The sequence below is a fragment of the Rhizobium binae genome, assembly GCF_017357225.1.
Taxonomy (GTDB): domain Bacteria; phylum Pseudomonadota; class Alphaproteobacteria; order Rhizobiales; family Rhizobiaceae; genus Rhizobium; species Rhizobium binae.
In genome coordinates this window covers 131,371-145,355 of the sequence record NZ_CP071611.1, presented here as the reverse complement: position 1 = coordinate 145,355, position 13,985 = coordinate 131,371, and the positions used below count along the sequence as shown (strand labels likewise).

General features: G+C 61.6%; 14 protein-coding genes and 1 pseudogene. 2 read left to right on the top strand and 13 right to left on the bottom strand.

Translation table 11 applies throughout. The features are described 5' to 3' along the window. Window positions 1-64 precede the first annotated feature (64 nt). Complete coding sequence (locus J2J99_RS33505; RefSeq protein ID WP_168296268.1) at window positions 65-934, top strand: glycerophosphodiester phosphodiesterase; 870 nt, start codon at window positions 65-67, stop codon at window positions 932-934. On the opposite strand, the gene J2J99_RS33500 is transcribed toward J2J99_RS33505, so the two are convergent. The 7 genes from J2J99_RS33500 to J2J99_RS33470 form a co-directional block, all read right to left on the bottom strand. Next, window positions 931-1,752 (bottom strand): inositol monophosphatase family protein, encoded by an 822-nt coding sequence (locus J2J99_RS33500; RefSeq protein ID WP_168296267.1) that lies wholly within the window; start codon window positions 1,750-1,752, stop codon window positions 931-933. The genes J2J99_RS33505 and J2J99_RS33500 overlap by 4 nt on opposite strands. After that, entirely contained in the window at window positions 1,752-2,756 is a 1,005-nt protein-coding gene (locus tag J2J99_RS33495; RefSeq protein ID WP_168296266.1) for a LacI family DNA-binding transcriptional regulator, read from the bottom strand. The genes J2J99_RS33500 and J2J99_RS33495 overlap by 1 nt, the downstream gene beginning before the upstream one ends. Then, window positions 2,740-3,519, bottom strand: coding sequence for a glycerophosphodiester phosphodiesterase (locus J2J99_RS33490; RefSeq protein ID WP_168296265.1), 780 nt, complete (start codon window positions 3,517-3,519; stop codon window positions 2,740-2,742). The genes J2J99_RS33495 and J2J99_RS33490 overlap by 17 nt, the downstream gene beginning before the upstream one ends. Next, window positions 3,519-4,574: an ABC transporter ATP-binding protein gene (locus J2J99_RS33485; RefSeq protein WP_168296264.1), complete on the bottom strand. Its 1,056-nt coding sequence runs from the start codon at window positions 4,572-4,574 to the stop codon at window positions 3,519-3,521. The genes J2J99_RS33490 and J2J99_RS33485 overlap by 1 nt, the downstream gene beginning before the upstream one ends. Then, window positions 4,574-5,416, bottom strand: coding sequence for a carbohydrate ABC transporter permease (locus J2J99_RS33480; RefSeq protein WP_168296263.1), 843 nt, complete (start codon window positions 5,414-5,416; stop codon window positions 4,574-4,576). Before J2J99_RS33480 ends, J2J99_RS33485 begins: the two co-directional genes overlap by 1 nt. A 2-nt stretch (window positions 5,417-5,418) precedes the next feature. Then, window positions 5,419-6,720: a carbohydrate ABC transporter permease gene (locus tag J2J99_RS33475; protein ID WP_168296262.1), complete on the bottom strand. Its 1,302-nt coding sequence runs from the start codon at window positions 6,718-6,720 to the stop codon at window positions 5,419-5,421. A 63-nt stretch (window positions 6,721-6,783) separates the two neighbouring features. Beyond that, window positions 6,784-8,130, bottom strand: coding sequence for an extracellular solute-binding protein (locus J2J99_RS33470; protein WP_168296261.1), 1,347 nt, complete (start codon window positions 8,128-8,130; stop codon window positions 6,784-6,786). Window positions 8,131-8,711: 581 nt separating this feature from the next. Between J2J99_RS33470 and J2J99_RS33465 the strand changes: the two genes are divergently transcribed. Next, window positions 8,712-8,900 (top strand): hypothetical protein, encoded by a 189-nt coding sequence (locus J2J99_RS33465; RefSeq protein ID WP_168296260.1) that lies wholly within the window; start codon window positions 8,712-8,714, stop codon window positions 8,898-8,900. Window positions 8,901-8,997: 97 nt separating this feature from the next. Here J2J99_RS33465 and J2J99_RS33460 read toward each other — a convergent pair whose 3' ends face one another. From J2J99_RS33460 to J2J99_RS34660, 6 genes and pseudogenes are all read right to left on the bottom strand, one after another. Next, window positions 8,998-9,828: a sugar phosphate isomerase/epimerase gene (locus J2J99_RS33460; RefSeq protein ID WP_168296259.1), complete on the bottom strand. Its 831-nt coding sequence runs from the start codon at window positions 9,826-9,828 to the stop codon at window positions 8,998-9,000. After that, window positions 9,825-11,030, bottom strand: coding sequence for an NAD(P)/FAD-dependent oxidoreductase (locus tag J2J99_RS33455; protein ID WP_168296258.1), 1,206 nt, complete (start codon window positions 11,028-11,030; stop codon window positions 9,825-9,827). Before J2J99_RS33455 ends, J2J99_RS33460 begins: the two co-directional genes overlap by 4 nt. Window positions 11,031-11,097: 67 nt before the next feature. After that, complete coding sequence (locus J2J99_RS33450; protein ID WP_088686841.1) at window positions 11,098-11,409, bottom strand: MocE family 2Fe-2S type ferredoxin; 312 nt, start codon at window positions 11,407-11,409, stop codon at window positions 11,098-11,100. After that, on the bottom strand, window positions 11,406-12,440 hold the full coding sequence (locus J2J99_RS33445) for a sterol desaturase family protein (protein WP_168296257.1): 1,035 nt from the start codon (window positions 12,438-12,440) through the stop codon (window positions 11,406-11,408). The genes J2J99_RS33450 and J2J99_RS33445 overlap by 4 nt, the downstream gene beginning before the upstream one ends. Window positions 12,441-12,609: 169 nt before the next feature. Continuing rightward, entirely contained in the window at window positions 12,610-13,611 is a 1,002-nt protein-coding gene (locus tag J2J99_RS33440) for a LacI family DNA-binding transcriptional regulator (protein WP_168296256.1), read from the bottom strand. A gap of 63 nt (window positions 13,612-13,674) precedes the next feature. After that, window positions 13,675-13,893 (bottom strand): annotated as a pseudogene (locus tag J2J99_RS34660) (Tn3 family transposase); the annotation flags it as partial. Window positions 13,894-13,985: the final 92 nt, after the last annotated feature.

Genomic DNA, 13,985 nt, shown 5'->3' with positions numbered 1-13,985 from the left:
ACCTATATTCGGGTCTTGATAATCGCGGCGCGGCAAGGCAGGAGAGTGGCATCGCGGAGACCGGATGCAGATGACGAAATTGCAGGATGCGCAGGGCCTGGAGATTTTGCATGAGGGGCATCGCACGCGCCTGAAATGGCACCGGCTGCGCAAGCGGTTTGCCGATCCGCTGTTTTCCGCCGAGGTGATGGCGGAGGGTTTTGCGGCGGGCGCATCGATGGAGCTGGATCTGCGCGTTCGCGCCGACGGCGGCTTCGTCGTGCTGCACGACAGGGAGCTTGAAGGTGAAACGACAGGCCATGGACTGATCGCCGGCAGCCGCCTTGCCGACCTCCGCGGTATCAGGATGAAGGATGGAGGGCGGCCGCTGATCCTCAGCGAGGATCTCGCCGCCATGATGCAATCGTCGCACCCGGCGGCACTGCTGCAATTCGACATCAAGGACGATTATGAAGCGATCGGCGTCGGCGGTATAGCGCACCTTGCCGAACATTTTCGCGATATCTCCGCCTCGGTGATCGTCAGCGGCGGCAGTTTCGACCTCATCGTCGCGGTCAAGGAAAAGCTCCCGCATCTGCTGCGCGGCATCGACCCGACCGACAAGCTTTACGATATCAGGCAGGCCGGCGGCTGGAAGGCGGTCGAAACGGAATTGCGCGCCGATCTCAGCGGCCCGACCGAACCGGACACGGTCTATCTCCACTGGCCGCTGATCCTTGCTGCCGCCAAGGATGGTCTCGACATGATCGCGCTCTGCCAGGACGACGGCAAACGCGTTGATGCCTGGACCTTCACCTTGAAGCATCCCGAGGTCGGTTTCAGCGACGAGGAATGGCGGAGCTTCCAGGCGCTGATGGCTCTGAAGCCGGATCAGATCACCACCGACGAGGCGCCTGCGACCGAACGCGCCTGGCGCCGCGGCACGGCGGACTAACGGCTGGGCATGAGCCCCTCGATGTCGAGGATGAAGGCGAATTCGCCCGCAAGCCCCGGCGCATGGGCGATGACTGGCCCGCCATCGGCGAGCAGCTTGTCGATCGCCGGCATCGCCACGATCGCGCCGGCCTCTTTGGCAATCAGGGCGCCGGCAAGCATATCCCAGGCATTGAGATGGCGTTCGTAATAGAGATCGGCGGTACCCTCCGCGACACGAACCAAGTCGATGGCGGCCGCGCCCATGCGGCGATAGTCCATGCCACGTTCGTGCAGCCGTCTGGAGATTGCAAGATGGTCGTCAAAACTCGTTTTGCGGGAATGGCCGAGGATGACCAGCGCATTGGCCGGATCGGCGGTCGCAGCCGCATGAATGGGAAGCCCGTCCTTGAAGGCGCCATCGCCGCGCAGGGCATGGAAGACCTTGTCCTCTGAGGCGTCGTATACCACGCCGATCTCGATCCTGCCGCCGGCGACGAAAGCGATTGAGACGCCCCAATGCCGGAAGCCCCTGATGTAGTTGGTCGTGCCGTCGATCGGATCGACGACCCAAGTGCCGGCCGCGCCCGATCGGCCGCCGCTCTCCTCCCCCATGAAGGTATCATCGGGAAAGCGCGAGATCAGTCCGTCACGGATCGCCTGTTCAGCCTTCTTGTCGGCGACAGTCACGAAATCCTGCAATCCCTTGTTTTCGACGGCGAGAGCGCCGGGATTGGCGTCGCGCCGAAACCGGGCCGCTTCCCGTCCGGTTTCGAGGGCGACGGCGATCGCGACTTCCGCCCGTGCCCGGATGGCTGCGCTATCGAATACCGATTTCATCAGGCGGTCCTTCTTCTTATCAGTGTCACCGGCGTGAACTCGACGCGCGCCGTCAGGTCCGGCTCGGCTATCCGGCTCATCAGCAGATCGACGGTCTGTTCGGCCTGGACATCGCAGGGCTGGCGGATGGTCGTTAGCTCATAGGCGGTCCAGCTCGCCTGCGGAATGTCGTCGTGGCCAATGATGGAGAGCGGCGGCGCGTCGTCGCGGCCGCGGCCCTGCATGATGCGGTCAAGGACGCCGCAGGCCATGTAGTCGTTGGCGCAGAACAGGCCGTCAATGCGGGATGCGGCAAGTTCGCCGGCCGCATCGTATCCGCTCCGGTAATCGTTGATTCTGAGATGCAGAAACTGCGGCTCGGCACCGAGCTCCTTGCAGCGGGCAATGAAGGCCTCGCTGCGCCGCCGGGCCGTATAGGATATGGCGGGTGCGGCCATCACGGCGGGCTTTCGCACGCCGCTTTCGATCAAGTGGGTGGCGGCGAGATGGCCAGCCATGCGATCGTCCGAGATGATGCGATCGACAAAGGGAATATCGTTGCCCTTGTTGATCAGCACGATTGGCACGCCCTCGGCCGCACATTGCTCGCAGATTGCGGTCGGCGGTGCGTCCGAGGTGACGATGACGCCGGACACGGCGTAGTGCAGCAGCTGGCCGATAACCGTCGACGTATCCGCCTCCTGTGAGGTCGGCAGCAGGATCGGGCGGAAATTGCGGGCAAGCAGCACTCTCGCCAGATGCTCGATCTGCAATGTGCGGAACGGATTGTCGAGGCCGGCGGCCACGACGCCGACGAGATCGGAACGTTTGTTGGTGAGGCTTCGGGCAAGATAGTTCACCCGGTAGCCGAGCTCCTTGGCGGCCTGATAGACCTTTTCGCGGGTCTTCGGTGAGACGCTGGCATCCGGTGTGAAGGCGCGCGACACGGCCGCACGCGAGACGCCGGCCACCCGCGCCACGTCGAAGGAGGTTACCTTGCGCGGCCCCTTATCCCTGTCTGGCAACTGCTCTTTCCCTCTCTGCCGACGGCCGCATCAGATCGGGCAGATCCGTGCAGATGCCGAGAACCGGAAGTTTCATGATATCATCGAGAATGGTCGGCCGCTCCTCGTGCCAGAGCACGATCTCACGACCCGCGTCGAAGGCACGCTGCATCAGCGCGTCGGTAACCAGGTCCTGCGGCCGTTCCCCTGCCCTCTCCCAGCAGAGATGCAGAATATCGGCGCCGGCCCCGTCGCCGAGGGCATGCGGATCGTGACCGACGCGGATCAGCACCGAAAGCGGGAAATCGCAGCCCGCGTCGCGGAGTTCGCGCACCTGCGCCGTATCGAAGGAGCCGAGGCAGGCGAAACGCTGGTTCATCTCGGCAAGATGGCGCCAGCAGAGCAGGCCGGTCCCAGGCGCCTTGAGCTCGACATAGAGGCCGGTTCCGGTCTCGCGGCCGAGGGCTGCCACCTCCGAAAAAAGCGGCACGTCGACGCCGTTGAGAGCTGCGAGCTCGGCGGCCGTCATTTCGGAAATGCGGCGGTCGATGCCGAAGACGCGCTCGAGATGGTCGTCATGCGAGACGACGACCACGCCGTCGCGGGTCAGCTGCGTGTCGAGTTCCCACATCTCGGCGCCGAGTTCGGAAGCGCGGCGGAAGGCGGCGATGGTATTCTCGCGTTCATGGCCGCTGGCGCCGCGATGGCCAATGCAGAAGGGCAGTCGGCCCTTGCCCGACGGCCAGCCGTAACGCGTGAAAAATGCCGAAAAATCGCGGGTCATCAAATCCTCCTGCCATTTTCGTCGAAGACGAGCACGCCACGGCTATCGATCGCCCAGGTGACATGGTCGCCGACGTGGATATCGTGGCGCACCGGCTGAATCGAACGCAGCAGCGGACCACCTGCAAGAGCCACGTCGTAGAGGTTTTCGCGGCCCTGTGTCTCGGCGAAGGTGATCTTGCCGGTGACGGGCGTATCACCCGCCGGCGTGAAATGCTCCGGTCTGACGCCGAGCGTCAGCTTGCTGCCGTCGGAGGCGCCGACGGTACCCGGCAGCGGCACGCGGATCTCGCTCTCGGGGATGATGAAGGAGCCTTTGTCCATGACGCCGCGCAGGAAAGTGATCGGCGGATTCCCGAGGAAGCCGGCGACGAAGGCGGTCTTCGGATCATTGTACATTTCGGCCGGCGTGGCGACCTGGACGATCTCGCCTTCCTTCATGATGGCGATGCGGTCGCACATGCTCATCGCTTCCACTTGATCATGGGTGACGAGGATGGCGGTGATGCCGGTCTCCCGCTGCAGGCGGCGGATTTCCGAGCGCATTTCGAGGCGCAGCTTGGCGTCGAGATTGGCGAGCGGTTCGTCGAGCAGCAGCACGTCGGGCTTGCGGATCAGGGCGCGCGCCAGCGCCACGCGCTGCTGCTGGCCGCCGGAAAGCTCGGCCGGCCGGCGGCCCATCAGATTGCCGATCTGGACGAGGGCGGCGATCTTGTCGACCTCCTTGCGGATTTCGCCGGCAGGCGCCCCCTTTACCTTCAGCGGAAAGCCGATGTTTTCGGCGACCGTCATGTGCGGGTAGAGCGCGTAGGACTGGAAGACGACGCCGACATTGCGGGCCTGGCTCGGCAGGTCGGTGACGTCGCGGTCACCGAAGAGGATACGTCCGCTGGTCGGCCGGTGAATGCCGCAGATCGCGAAAAGCGTCGTCGATTTGCCGCAGCCGGAAGGGCCGAGCAGTGCCAGCATCTCGCCGTTGCTGACTTCGAGCTGCATATTCTCGATGACCTTGGTGGAGCCGAAGCTCTTCGAGAAATTATCGAGGAAGATGCGCATCAGCCTTTGTTCCCGCCGCCGTAAATGTTCATGAGGTATTTGTTGAAGAGCGCGTAAGCGATCAGAACCGGAATGAGGTAGAAGAGGCCGACCGCCTTGAACATGTTGAAATCGTAATTGTTGTCGTCGGCGAGGAAGCCGGCGAGATAGACCGACAGAACCTGCACCTGGTTTCCCGGCGCCAGCACCTGCGGCAGGATGAACTCGCCCCAGCCGGCGAGGAAGGAAAACAGGCCGAGCGCCATGATGCCGGGCTTGACCTGCGGCAGCACGAGGCTGCGCCAGACCCGGAAACGCGAGGCGCCGTCGACGACGCCGGCCATTTCGATTTCCCAGGGCACGGTGTCGTAAAAACCCTTCATCAGCCAGATGCCGAGCGGCAGGTCGATCGCCGCCTTCACCAGGATGACGCCGATCAGCGAATTGTAGAGGCCGATCATCTGCAGCACGATGAAGATTGCGATGATCAGCGTCACCGACGGGAAGGCGTGCAGCACCATGACGCCGGCCAGGAAGAAGCCGCGCGCTGGTACGTTCAGCCGCGAGAGCACGTAGCCCGCCATTGACGAGACAATGAGCACCAGGCTGGTGGTGCAGGCCGAAAACAGCAGCGTATTCAGCGTCACTTGCCAGATATTCGCCTTGCCCGGCGTCGTCTGCCACAGGAAACGCCAATGATCGAGCGTCAGGCCGGAGGGCAGCAGCGCATCAGGCTGCTTCACCGTCACGGTGTCGAGGAAGAGATAGACATACATCAACAGCAGCGGCAGGCTGACAACGGTGAGCGCCGTTATGACAGGCCAGCTGCTGTAATTTGCCGAGGGCTGCGATCGTTCGGCCATGGTCAATCCTCGATCAGGGGCTTGGCGACAAGCGTGCCGTGGTTAAAGACGCGTAGATAGACAAGCGACAGCGCCACGCCGATGACGACGAGCACCAGCGCCATGGCCGCACCCAGCCCGTATTCGAGATTGCCGGCATAGTTCCGGAGCGCCGTGTGATAGGCGGCAAGCGCCCAGACCTCGGTCGCATTGCCCGGTCCGCCATTGGTGGCGAGCAGAATTTCATTGAAGGAGGCGAGCAGCGACAGCGTCTGATAGCAGGTAACGAAGAGGATCGGCCAGCGCATCTGCGGCAGAATGATGTAGCGAATCTGCTGCCAGCGCGAGGCGCCGTCGACCTCGCTCGCATGGAACTGGCTCTTCGGAATCGCCTTCATCGCCGAGGAAAAGACCAGCATGCCCATCGAGGCGCCGATGAAGCCGTTGATTAGCACGACGAAGAGCCAGGCATGATAGGCGGTATCGAGCAGGTAGTTCTTCGGGGCATAGCCGAGTTTGCCCATCAGCACGGAGATGAAGCCGGTATCCCAAGCAAGCCATTTCCACAGCATCACATAGATGACGACGGGCGTGATGCGCGGCAGCAGCCAGATGCCACGGAAGATCGAAGCCGGCGTCGGCGGCATGTAGTGCGTCCAGATGGCGAGCAATAGCGCATAGCCGACATTGAAGAGCGCCAGCACCAGTGCGACGTAGAGCGCGGTGTTGAAAAGCACGCGCGCCATGTCGGGCGAGGTGGCGATGCGCGCGAAATTGTCGGTCGTCCAGGTCCAGCCGGTATAGGTGGCCGTGGCGACCGTTTCCTTCTGCTCGGGCGTCAGCTTGAGGCCAAGGGTGTCCAGCGACGAAAACAGCTGCTCCCTGCTGTCGAAGCGGGTGTTGACGACGGAGCGGTTGAATTGTTCGGAGATCTGTTTGACGTCGCGCGTCGAAGGCCGCTCGGCAAGATTCTTGATCATGCGTTCGGCGTCGCGGCGCGTCGGAAAGACCTCGCCTGCATGCTTGGCGCGCAATTCAGCGGCGATGTCAGGCGCAAGTCCGAGGCCCTCGACGGCCTTGAGGCCCGCTTCGTCGATCGCGTAGCGCGGTTCGGATATCTCGGCGGCGATGTCGGGCATCGACGATTTCAATGTGATCAGCGAATTGGGGGCGATCTGGTAGACGCCGCCCGAAATGCCGGTGGCGGTGGTCATGTTGGTCATCGAGAAGACTGCCGTCAGAACGACCGGCAGCAGGAAGAAGAGGACGATCATGATCGCCGCGGGCGCGATCATCAGCAGTCCAAGCGTTCTGGACGATTTCATGGAAGCCTCCTCGCGGGACCGATCGGGCGGCGGGTCGCCGCCGCCCAGAGGGATGCTTCGGTTTTAGCGGATGACGATCTTGTCGCCGAGCGTGCTTTTCAGCTCGCTCTCGGCATCGCCGATGGCGGCGTCGACGGTCTTGGCGCCGGTCCACGATGCCTGAAGACCCTTCCACATGATGTTCCAGTAGGTGCCGAAATCGGAATTGTTCGGCATCGCATTGGCATGCGGCAGCAGGCGCTCGGTCGCTTCGCGGGTCCAGCGGTCGGCCGAGTAGAATTCGACTTCGGATTCCGCCTCGGAAATGCCGAGATGCGCTGATTTGACCGCATGCAGCGCGTTGGTGCGCGGCTCGGAGGCGATCTTGATCAGCTGGGCGGCGATTTCGGTGTCTTCCTTGTCGTGACCGGCGGTCAGCAGGTAGACGAGCGGGTGCGTCAGCGTGTTGGCCTTGCCGCCTTCGCCGGCGGGGATCAGCGTGAAGACGATATTGCCGAAGAAGTCCTTCAGCCCTTCCTGATTGACCATGCGGGCATAGTGCCAGGTGCCAGCGTCCCAGATGCCGGCCTTGCCCGTGGAAACTTCCTTCCACCACTGGTCGCCCGGCATGCCGATGTGGTTCTTCTTGGTAACGCCGGTCGAAACGGCATCGGCGAAGAACTGATAGGTGCGCTTCATCGCAGCCTTGTCGAAAACGAGCTTGCCGTTTTCTTCCATGGCGCCGCCGAAGGACGTGTAGAACTGCCAGTAGTCGGGGCCGTTGCTGGTGCGAGGATAGAAGCCGTAGCCGGGCTGGACGAGGCCCTTGTCCTGCATTTTCTTGGCGTCTTCCAGCAGGTTCTTCATGGTGTACTTGCCGTCCTGAACGCTCTGAGGCAGCGCATCCAGATCGGCGTCGCTGTAGCCGATCGCCTTCATGTATGGCTTCCAGAAGAACATCGGGCGGGATTCGGCGTCCTGCGGAATGCCGTAGACGGTGCCGTTGTAGGAGGCGATCTTCAGCAGGTTCTCATAGATGCCGTTGAGCGGCCAGGAGTCGAGATCGACATAATCCTCGATCGGAACGATGAGGCCGGCCTGCGACCAGGGCGCAATGTCTTCATGACCGCTGACGACGATGTTCGGGGCAGTCTTGGCTTCGGCGGCAAGGGTCAGCGCCTGCTTGAAGTCGTCCCAGCCGGAATAGGGCTTCTTCTCGACGGTGATCTTCAAGTCCTCGCCCTTGAGTGCGGCTTGGCGCTGCAGCTGCTGGGCTGCGATCTCGATGGCGTCGAGGCGATACGTGTCGTTGGGGCCGGTGCCGCCGGCCCAGACGCCAATAGTAACGTCCTTGGCGAGTGCAAATGCGGAGGTCGAGGCCAGGATGGCGGCCGCGATCGTAAGGGATTTCAACGTCGGCAAAATGGTCATTTTCTTCGTCTCCCTTGAAGAGCAGTGTGAGGCCTCTTGATGGGTCATCACTGGTGTTGATGGCCGTTCCGATAACCCCACGAAAACGTGGCGTATGCCGCTCTAGGGGGCGAACGTAACGGCCGAATGACAAAATTGAGCACGTGTGCAAAATTATTATGACGATGTTCTCGGCGCGGTCAATTGCCCATCAGAAGGCGAGGCCAATTGCCGGTGAAAATCGGCATCGAAGGTGTGCTGAGGCAACGTCGAGAGCCGCAACATGGCCTCGCCACGACCACGCCGTCGGCTCTTCGAAGCGTTCGAAATCGCGCGCTTGCCTGTATTTTCGTAATCGGCTAATAATTGCGCCGGAGCCGTTCAACAATGGAGGCGTGCAATGACAGATATTTCTTCGTCCAACGCCTCTTTGGCATAGGCCCTCGAAGCTCCCGACCCTCGATCATATCCGAGATCTTTCAAGCTTCCCCATCCAAAGGTGGCACTCGTTTCGCACGCAGCGTCTGGGCGCGGTGATGTCCGCGCTATGACGCTGCGCACTTTCAGCTTGAAAGAAGGGCGGCTCAGAATTCTGACTGCTGATGATCATGACCAATCAACGCGCCGGCGAAAGCCTGTCGGCATCCATGCGCGAGCTTTGCTCGCGGTTCAGATTCAGAGAGATTCTCGTCGCAACCATCATTGCCTGGTGGAGATGTCGTCATATGGTGAACAGCATCGACACCTTCCCATCCTGGCTGCGCCGTGACCTCGCTTTGTCCGATGATTAGAGCGGACCCTCGCTGATGTTGCCGAGGGAATATCCGGCAGGGAATGGTTTCAAGACGAGATCATCCCTGCCGGCTTTCGGCCAACGTGATATGGCTATCAAATTCCGGCCCAGAGATCACGAAGCATCTGCCGAAGCAGCAGCGCCTCCGCCCATCGATCGGTGGTGTCGTTGCTGTCTCGCCCGGTGATCGCATAGGGCTTCGGCCCCAGCTCGCAGGTGAAGACCAGCTCGGCATTCGAAGCCGCACGACTGCGCCATTCGCGCATGCCGTAGTCCCACCATTGAAGGAAGAGTTCGACCCAGGGCCGATGGTGAGGAAACGAAATTTCGATCTGCACCTGCTCACACGATGCGACCCTCCCATGGAAGGCCTGCGCGTTGTGCAGGATGCGATGAATCATGGCATGGGTTTCGGCATCGACCGGAAGCGCAAACTCACGTGCGACTGTAAAATGCGAGAGGTCGGCGAGCAGCGGCAGATCTGGCCTCTCCTCCAGCAGGTCGAGCGTAAACAACAGATCGGTCGTCATCCGGTTGCGGTGGGTTTCGATGAAGACGGGGACGCGGGCATCTTCGGCAAGCTGCATCCAGCCGTCCAGGATCGGCAGGCACTCCTCGACGCGGCGCAGTCGGACATCGGGCTGCACGTTGATATGACTGACCGGGAATTCCACGGCAAGCTCGAGCGGCAGGCGCAAATCCCCGACGTTGCGAGGAAAACAGACGCCTTCGATCTTCAATCCGGTGTCCCTGATGGCGTCATTCAGCCTGACAACGTCGGCGCGGTTGGTATAGTGGGCGCTGATGCCATCGAAGCCGGCCTCCGAGATCATCGCGATGTTCTCGTCGAGGCTGCGCTCATAGCCATCTGTATGTCGGCGCTCCATGGCCCAGAGCGACTGGAAGATCAGCAGCTTCTGCATCATGCCGCCCTTGCGCTCTTCAGGAGCGTCTTGAGATTCACGTTCGGATCGGCGAGAGATGCGGGATCGAGATGCACCCGGGCTGCGATCAGCAATTCGGCAAGCTTGATATCCTTGGCGAGACCATTGCCGATGCCAAGCCCGGCTGCGGCGACGAGACGCCCGCCATCCAGATAGAATTCCAGTTCGCCATCACCAAACGAGCGGACCACGCTTTGATGGGGCGGCTGCGGCAACCCGACGACCTGGAGGCCGAGATCGTATTGATCGGACCAGAACCAGGGGATGGCGGCGAAAACCTCGACTGAAGCAACCATATTGCGAGCGGCAAGCTCGGCCTGGGCCCTGGCATTCCGCCAGCTTTCGAAACGAATATGACCTCCGCCGGGCTGACTCACTGCTGCGCAGTCGCCCGCCGCAAAGATATCGGGCGCGCTCGTGCGAAGATGGACGTCCGTCAGAATGCCGTTGCCTGTCGCCAATCCAGCCTGCTGCGCCAGCGTAATCTCGGGCATTACACCGATGGCGCTGACAACGAGGTCGGCTTGAACCGTGCTGCCATCCGTCAGAATGACGCCGTCATCGGTGATTGCCGCGACGCCCCGGTCGAGATGAAAATCGACGCCTTCAGCCATGTGTCTGGCATGCAGCCTTTCGGCAAAGCGCGAGGGGATGGCGCGCCCCAGGATCTTGGGCGCTGCTTCAATGACGCTGACCGCAATGCCCTTGCCGCGAAGCACGGACGCAAGCTCCATCCCGATCAAACCGCCGCCGATGACAGCAACGTTCCGACCTGTTCTCGCATTGGAGAATATCGCTTCGGCATCGGCATGGGTGCGGAAGTCGAGCGCGCGTTCGGCGCCAGGGGAGGCAAGCCGTCTTGGACGCGCGCCGGTGGCAAGCAACAGCTTTTCATAGCCCAGCACGCGTCCGTCGCCTAAAGCGACTGTGCGAGCATCGGTATCCAGCTTCGAGGCCGACACGCCCTTGAGATAGTCGATGCCGGCGCCAGCCAGAGCCTCCTGCGCGCAGATCAGTTTCATCTGCACGGCACCACTCGTCGGCTTCGACAGCGGCGGTCGTTCGTAGGGCAGATGCGGCTCCGCTCCGACAAGCGTGATGGATCCGGAATATTCCGCCTCCCGCAGAGCAAATGCAGCGCGCGTTCCGCATTCCCCTGCACCGATGATGACAATGCCGCTCATAAAGCTCTCCAAAAAAGAGGCCACCCGACGTATTCCGGTGCCGCTCAGGCCTGCAGCGATTGCGGGCTCAGACCAGAGCCACGCGAACCTCCCCGTCGACCACTTCGGCCGGATAGATTTTCAAATTCTCGCAGGCCGGGAGCCTCAGCGCCTCGCCGGTGCGATAGTCGAAAGCGCCGGAATGCTTGGGACATTCCACCTCGAAGTCCATGACCAGCCCGTCAGCCAGATGGATCGCCTCGTGCGTACAGAGGCCGGCCGTGCAATAGACGCTGTCGTCGGGGCCGCGATAGATGGCGTAGGTGCGGCTGCCATGGTCGAAGCGGATGGCGCCTTCCTGCTCGATGTCGTCGAGTTTGCAAGCAGTAATCCAGCTCATTCGGCCGCTCCCGTGACTTCCATACGGCCCTTGCGGGCCGCGAGTTTCTCTTTCCGCCGGCGGTAGCGTTCCTGCATCAGGGCCTCGCCTTCCGGCGAGCCGTCGTGCCAGGTGCCGAACCATTTATCGAGTGGGATCAGCGCATCGCCGTAATTCACCTCGAAATATTTGTGGTGCAGGTAATGCGCATAGGCGTGGCTGTCGACGAGCTTGTCCTCGCCGATCTCGACCTTGTCGAAACCCACATGACCGGGAATGGCGCCGAAGCCTGCATAATGCAGCTGGTAGAGCATGAGGATCGGATTGGACGGCAGGATCAGGTGGTAGAAGGCCGTGCCGAGATAGAGCAGATGCTCGACCGGATGCATCGATAGCGAGGACCAGGGCGAGGGATTGACGGAGTTATGGTGGACCGAGTGCACCCACTTGTAGAGGAAGGGCATATGAATGAGCCGGTGGATGCAGAAGAAGTGGAACTCGTGAATGATCGGCACGACGAGCGCCACGAGGGCAAGCGTCCAGGGGCGCTCCGCAAAGCTCAGCCAGGGTGCGTAGCCGTTGGCGTAAGCCCAGAGCATTGCAGCCTCGATCGCCGTCCAGATGGTCACGCCGGACAGGAAGGTGCGCAGCATGTTGTCGACGTTCTGGCGCTCGAACCAGAAGGCTTTGTTCTTCTGTTCGGACGGAAATTTTCCGTTGTACTTGAAGCGGTTTTCCTGCCGCTTCAGCACATAGAGATGCACCTCGAAGGCGCCGTAAAAGAGCAAGACGCAGATCGCGTTGACCGCATAAAGCCAGGCGATCCAGCCGATGCCAAGCGTTTGCATCGTTTCCTTTAGCGGAATGACCCAGGCCCAATAAGCGGCGGCGGAGGCGGCAAAAATCGCATTCCAGGGAAAGAAGTAATGCGGCAGCCATTTCAGAACGGCCATAAGCCGCGGCGGAAAAGCAAATAGCGGCGCGGTCTCGACAGGGTTGTTGGGCGCCCAGTCGCCGCGCTTGTTTCGCGTTCCGAATTTGAGATCATCCATTTCACTCTCCTCCAGGCGAAACGGAAATATCCCCTTCGCACAAGTCCTCTTGAAAGAGAGCGCCTGGTGCGCCTGATCCGGTGTCGCTGTCGACGCTCCGGCTCTCCTTCTTGCCTTGAAATTAGCAGGAGGCCGGCGCGGCAGCGAAGTCATTCTTGATCAAATCAGATCAAAGCCCTTCCTTGGTAATGGTGATGAAACGGATGGGCGCCTGATCGGGCTCGATCTCGGTCAAGCCGATCCGGCGCAGCACCAGATCGAGCGATCGCCTGGCCTGCGCCTCGGGCGCCTGGTCAAGCACCACATCCATGACGCCGTCCTGCAGGGCGCTGCGTGTATAGTCGGTGAGCTCGTGGCCGACGAAGAAGATGCCGCGCTCGCGCGCCTGCCGCCGCAGCACATTGATCAGCGCGGAATTGCCGCCGCCGGCATTGTAGAGGCCGGCAAGGTCCGGATACATCCGCAATGCCGAGGACAGGAGTTCAGCGCCGAGATGCTCTTCATCGAGGCCGAATCCCAGGCACTGGAAGCTGGTGGCGTCGGGGTGCTCGAGAAAATAGTCCGAAAAGCCGCGGATGCGATCGCGGTGTACCTGATAGATCGGATGGCAGATTGCAAAGACGGGACCGGTCCGCCGAGCCATTCGGCTGATGAACAGCGCTGCCGTGCGGCCGGCGGCATAATTGTCGATGCCGACGAATTCGCCCGTACGTTCCGAGGCACGGGTGACGACGTGGACCACCGGCAAGCCTTGGGCGCTGACCTTCTCGACGGCCGCGCCGATCACCGGATTGCTCGGCACTGCCAGGATCAGGGCGGCGCGGCGCAGGCCGGCCGACAGAATGCGGCGCGCGATTTCTTCCGGCTTCATCTCTTCGGTAAAGCTGCGATGCACGATGACCAGCGGGTCGAGGGTTGCCGCGATCCTCTCGAAGGCTGCGGAGAGCCGCTGGTAGAAAGTCGTTTCAGGACGCACCATCAACACCTCTATGCGCAGCAGGCCGCGATGGGTGTCCGGGAGCTTGCGGGGGTAATCCAGTGCGCGTGCGGCAATGATCACTTTCTCCACAAGTTCGGGGCGCACACCGCCGCGCCCGTTCAGGACCCGCTCGACGGTTGCTGTTCCGACGCCCGCCTGGCGGGCGATGTCCCGATAATTCGGCTTGCTCACTTTGTGATCCTCAAAGGACTCAGGCAGATTGGGGCTCCGTGGGAGTTTCTGCAATAATACCCGCTAAGGGAATCTGAAGTTCTCTGGATTGAAGCGATTCGCGCGGATCGGCCTGAAACGTTCGAGGGGTCGGTCAATTTCGTTTCAGAGATCGTCGGTGAGCGCGATATGAGCCCGTGGGAGCGGTGCGACCTGGAAGCAGCTCGTCCGAAATAGCGATACCCTGGCCGCGCACGTAATCTACAGCGTGGCGAGATAGACGGTGTTCCACAGGATGATGGCCTGATGACGAGGAGATTATGCGATCGGCGATGCGCCTTGGCGAAAGCGACATCCTCGACAGACAGCGCGTAATGCGCCAGGGCTCTATCATA

Coding starts and splice junctions, on each gene's coding strand:
- J2J99_RS33460 (WP_168296259.1), bottom strand. CDS start 9,828: ATGATGCAGAAGCTGCTGATCTTCCAGTCGCTCTGGGCCATGGAGCGC.
- J2J99_RS33470 (WP_168296261.1), bottom strand. CDS start 8,130: ATGACCATTTTGCCGACGTTGAAATCCCTTACGATCGCGGCCGCCATC.
- J2J99_RS33505 (WP_168296268.1), top strand. CDS start 65: ATGCAGATGACGAAATTGCAGGATGCGCAGGGCCTGGAGATTTTGCAT.
- J2J99_RS33450 (WP_088686841.1), bottom strand. CDS start 11,409: ATGAGCTGGATTACTGCTTGCAAACTCGACGACATCGAGCAGGAAGGC.
- J2J99_RS33475 (WP_168296262.1), bottom strand. CDS start 6,720: ATGAAATCGTCCAGAACGCTTGGACTGCTGATGATCGCGCCCGCGGCG.
- J2J99_RS33465 (WP_168296260.1), top strand. CDS start 8,712: ATGATCATGACCAATCAACGCGCCGGCGAAAGCCTGTCGGCATCCATG.
- J2J99_RS33445 (WP_168296257.1), bottom strand. CDS start 12,440: ATGGATGATCTCAAATTCGGAACGCGAAACAAGCGCGGCGACTGGGCG.
- J2J99_RS33455 (WP_168296258.1), bottom strand. CDS start 11,030: ATGAGCGGCATTGTCATCATCGGTGCAGGGGAATGCGGAACGCGCGCT.
- J2J99_RS33490 (WP_168296265.1), bottom strand. CDS start 3,519: ATGACCCGCGATTTTTCGGCATTTTTCACGCGTTACGGCTGGCCGTCG.
- J2J99_RS33485 (WP_168296264.1), bottom strand. CDS start 4,574: ATGCGCATCTTCCTCGATAATTTCTCGAAGAGCTTCGGCTCCACCAAG.
- J2J99_RS33480 (WP_168296263.1), bottom strand. CDS start 5,416: ATGGCCGAACGATCGCAGCCCTCGGCAAATTACAGCAGCTGGCCTGTC.
- J2J99_RS33500 (WP_168296267.1), bottom strand. CDS start 1,752: ATGAAATCGGTATTCGATAGCGCAGCCATCCGGGCACGGGCGGAAGTC.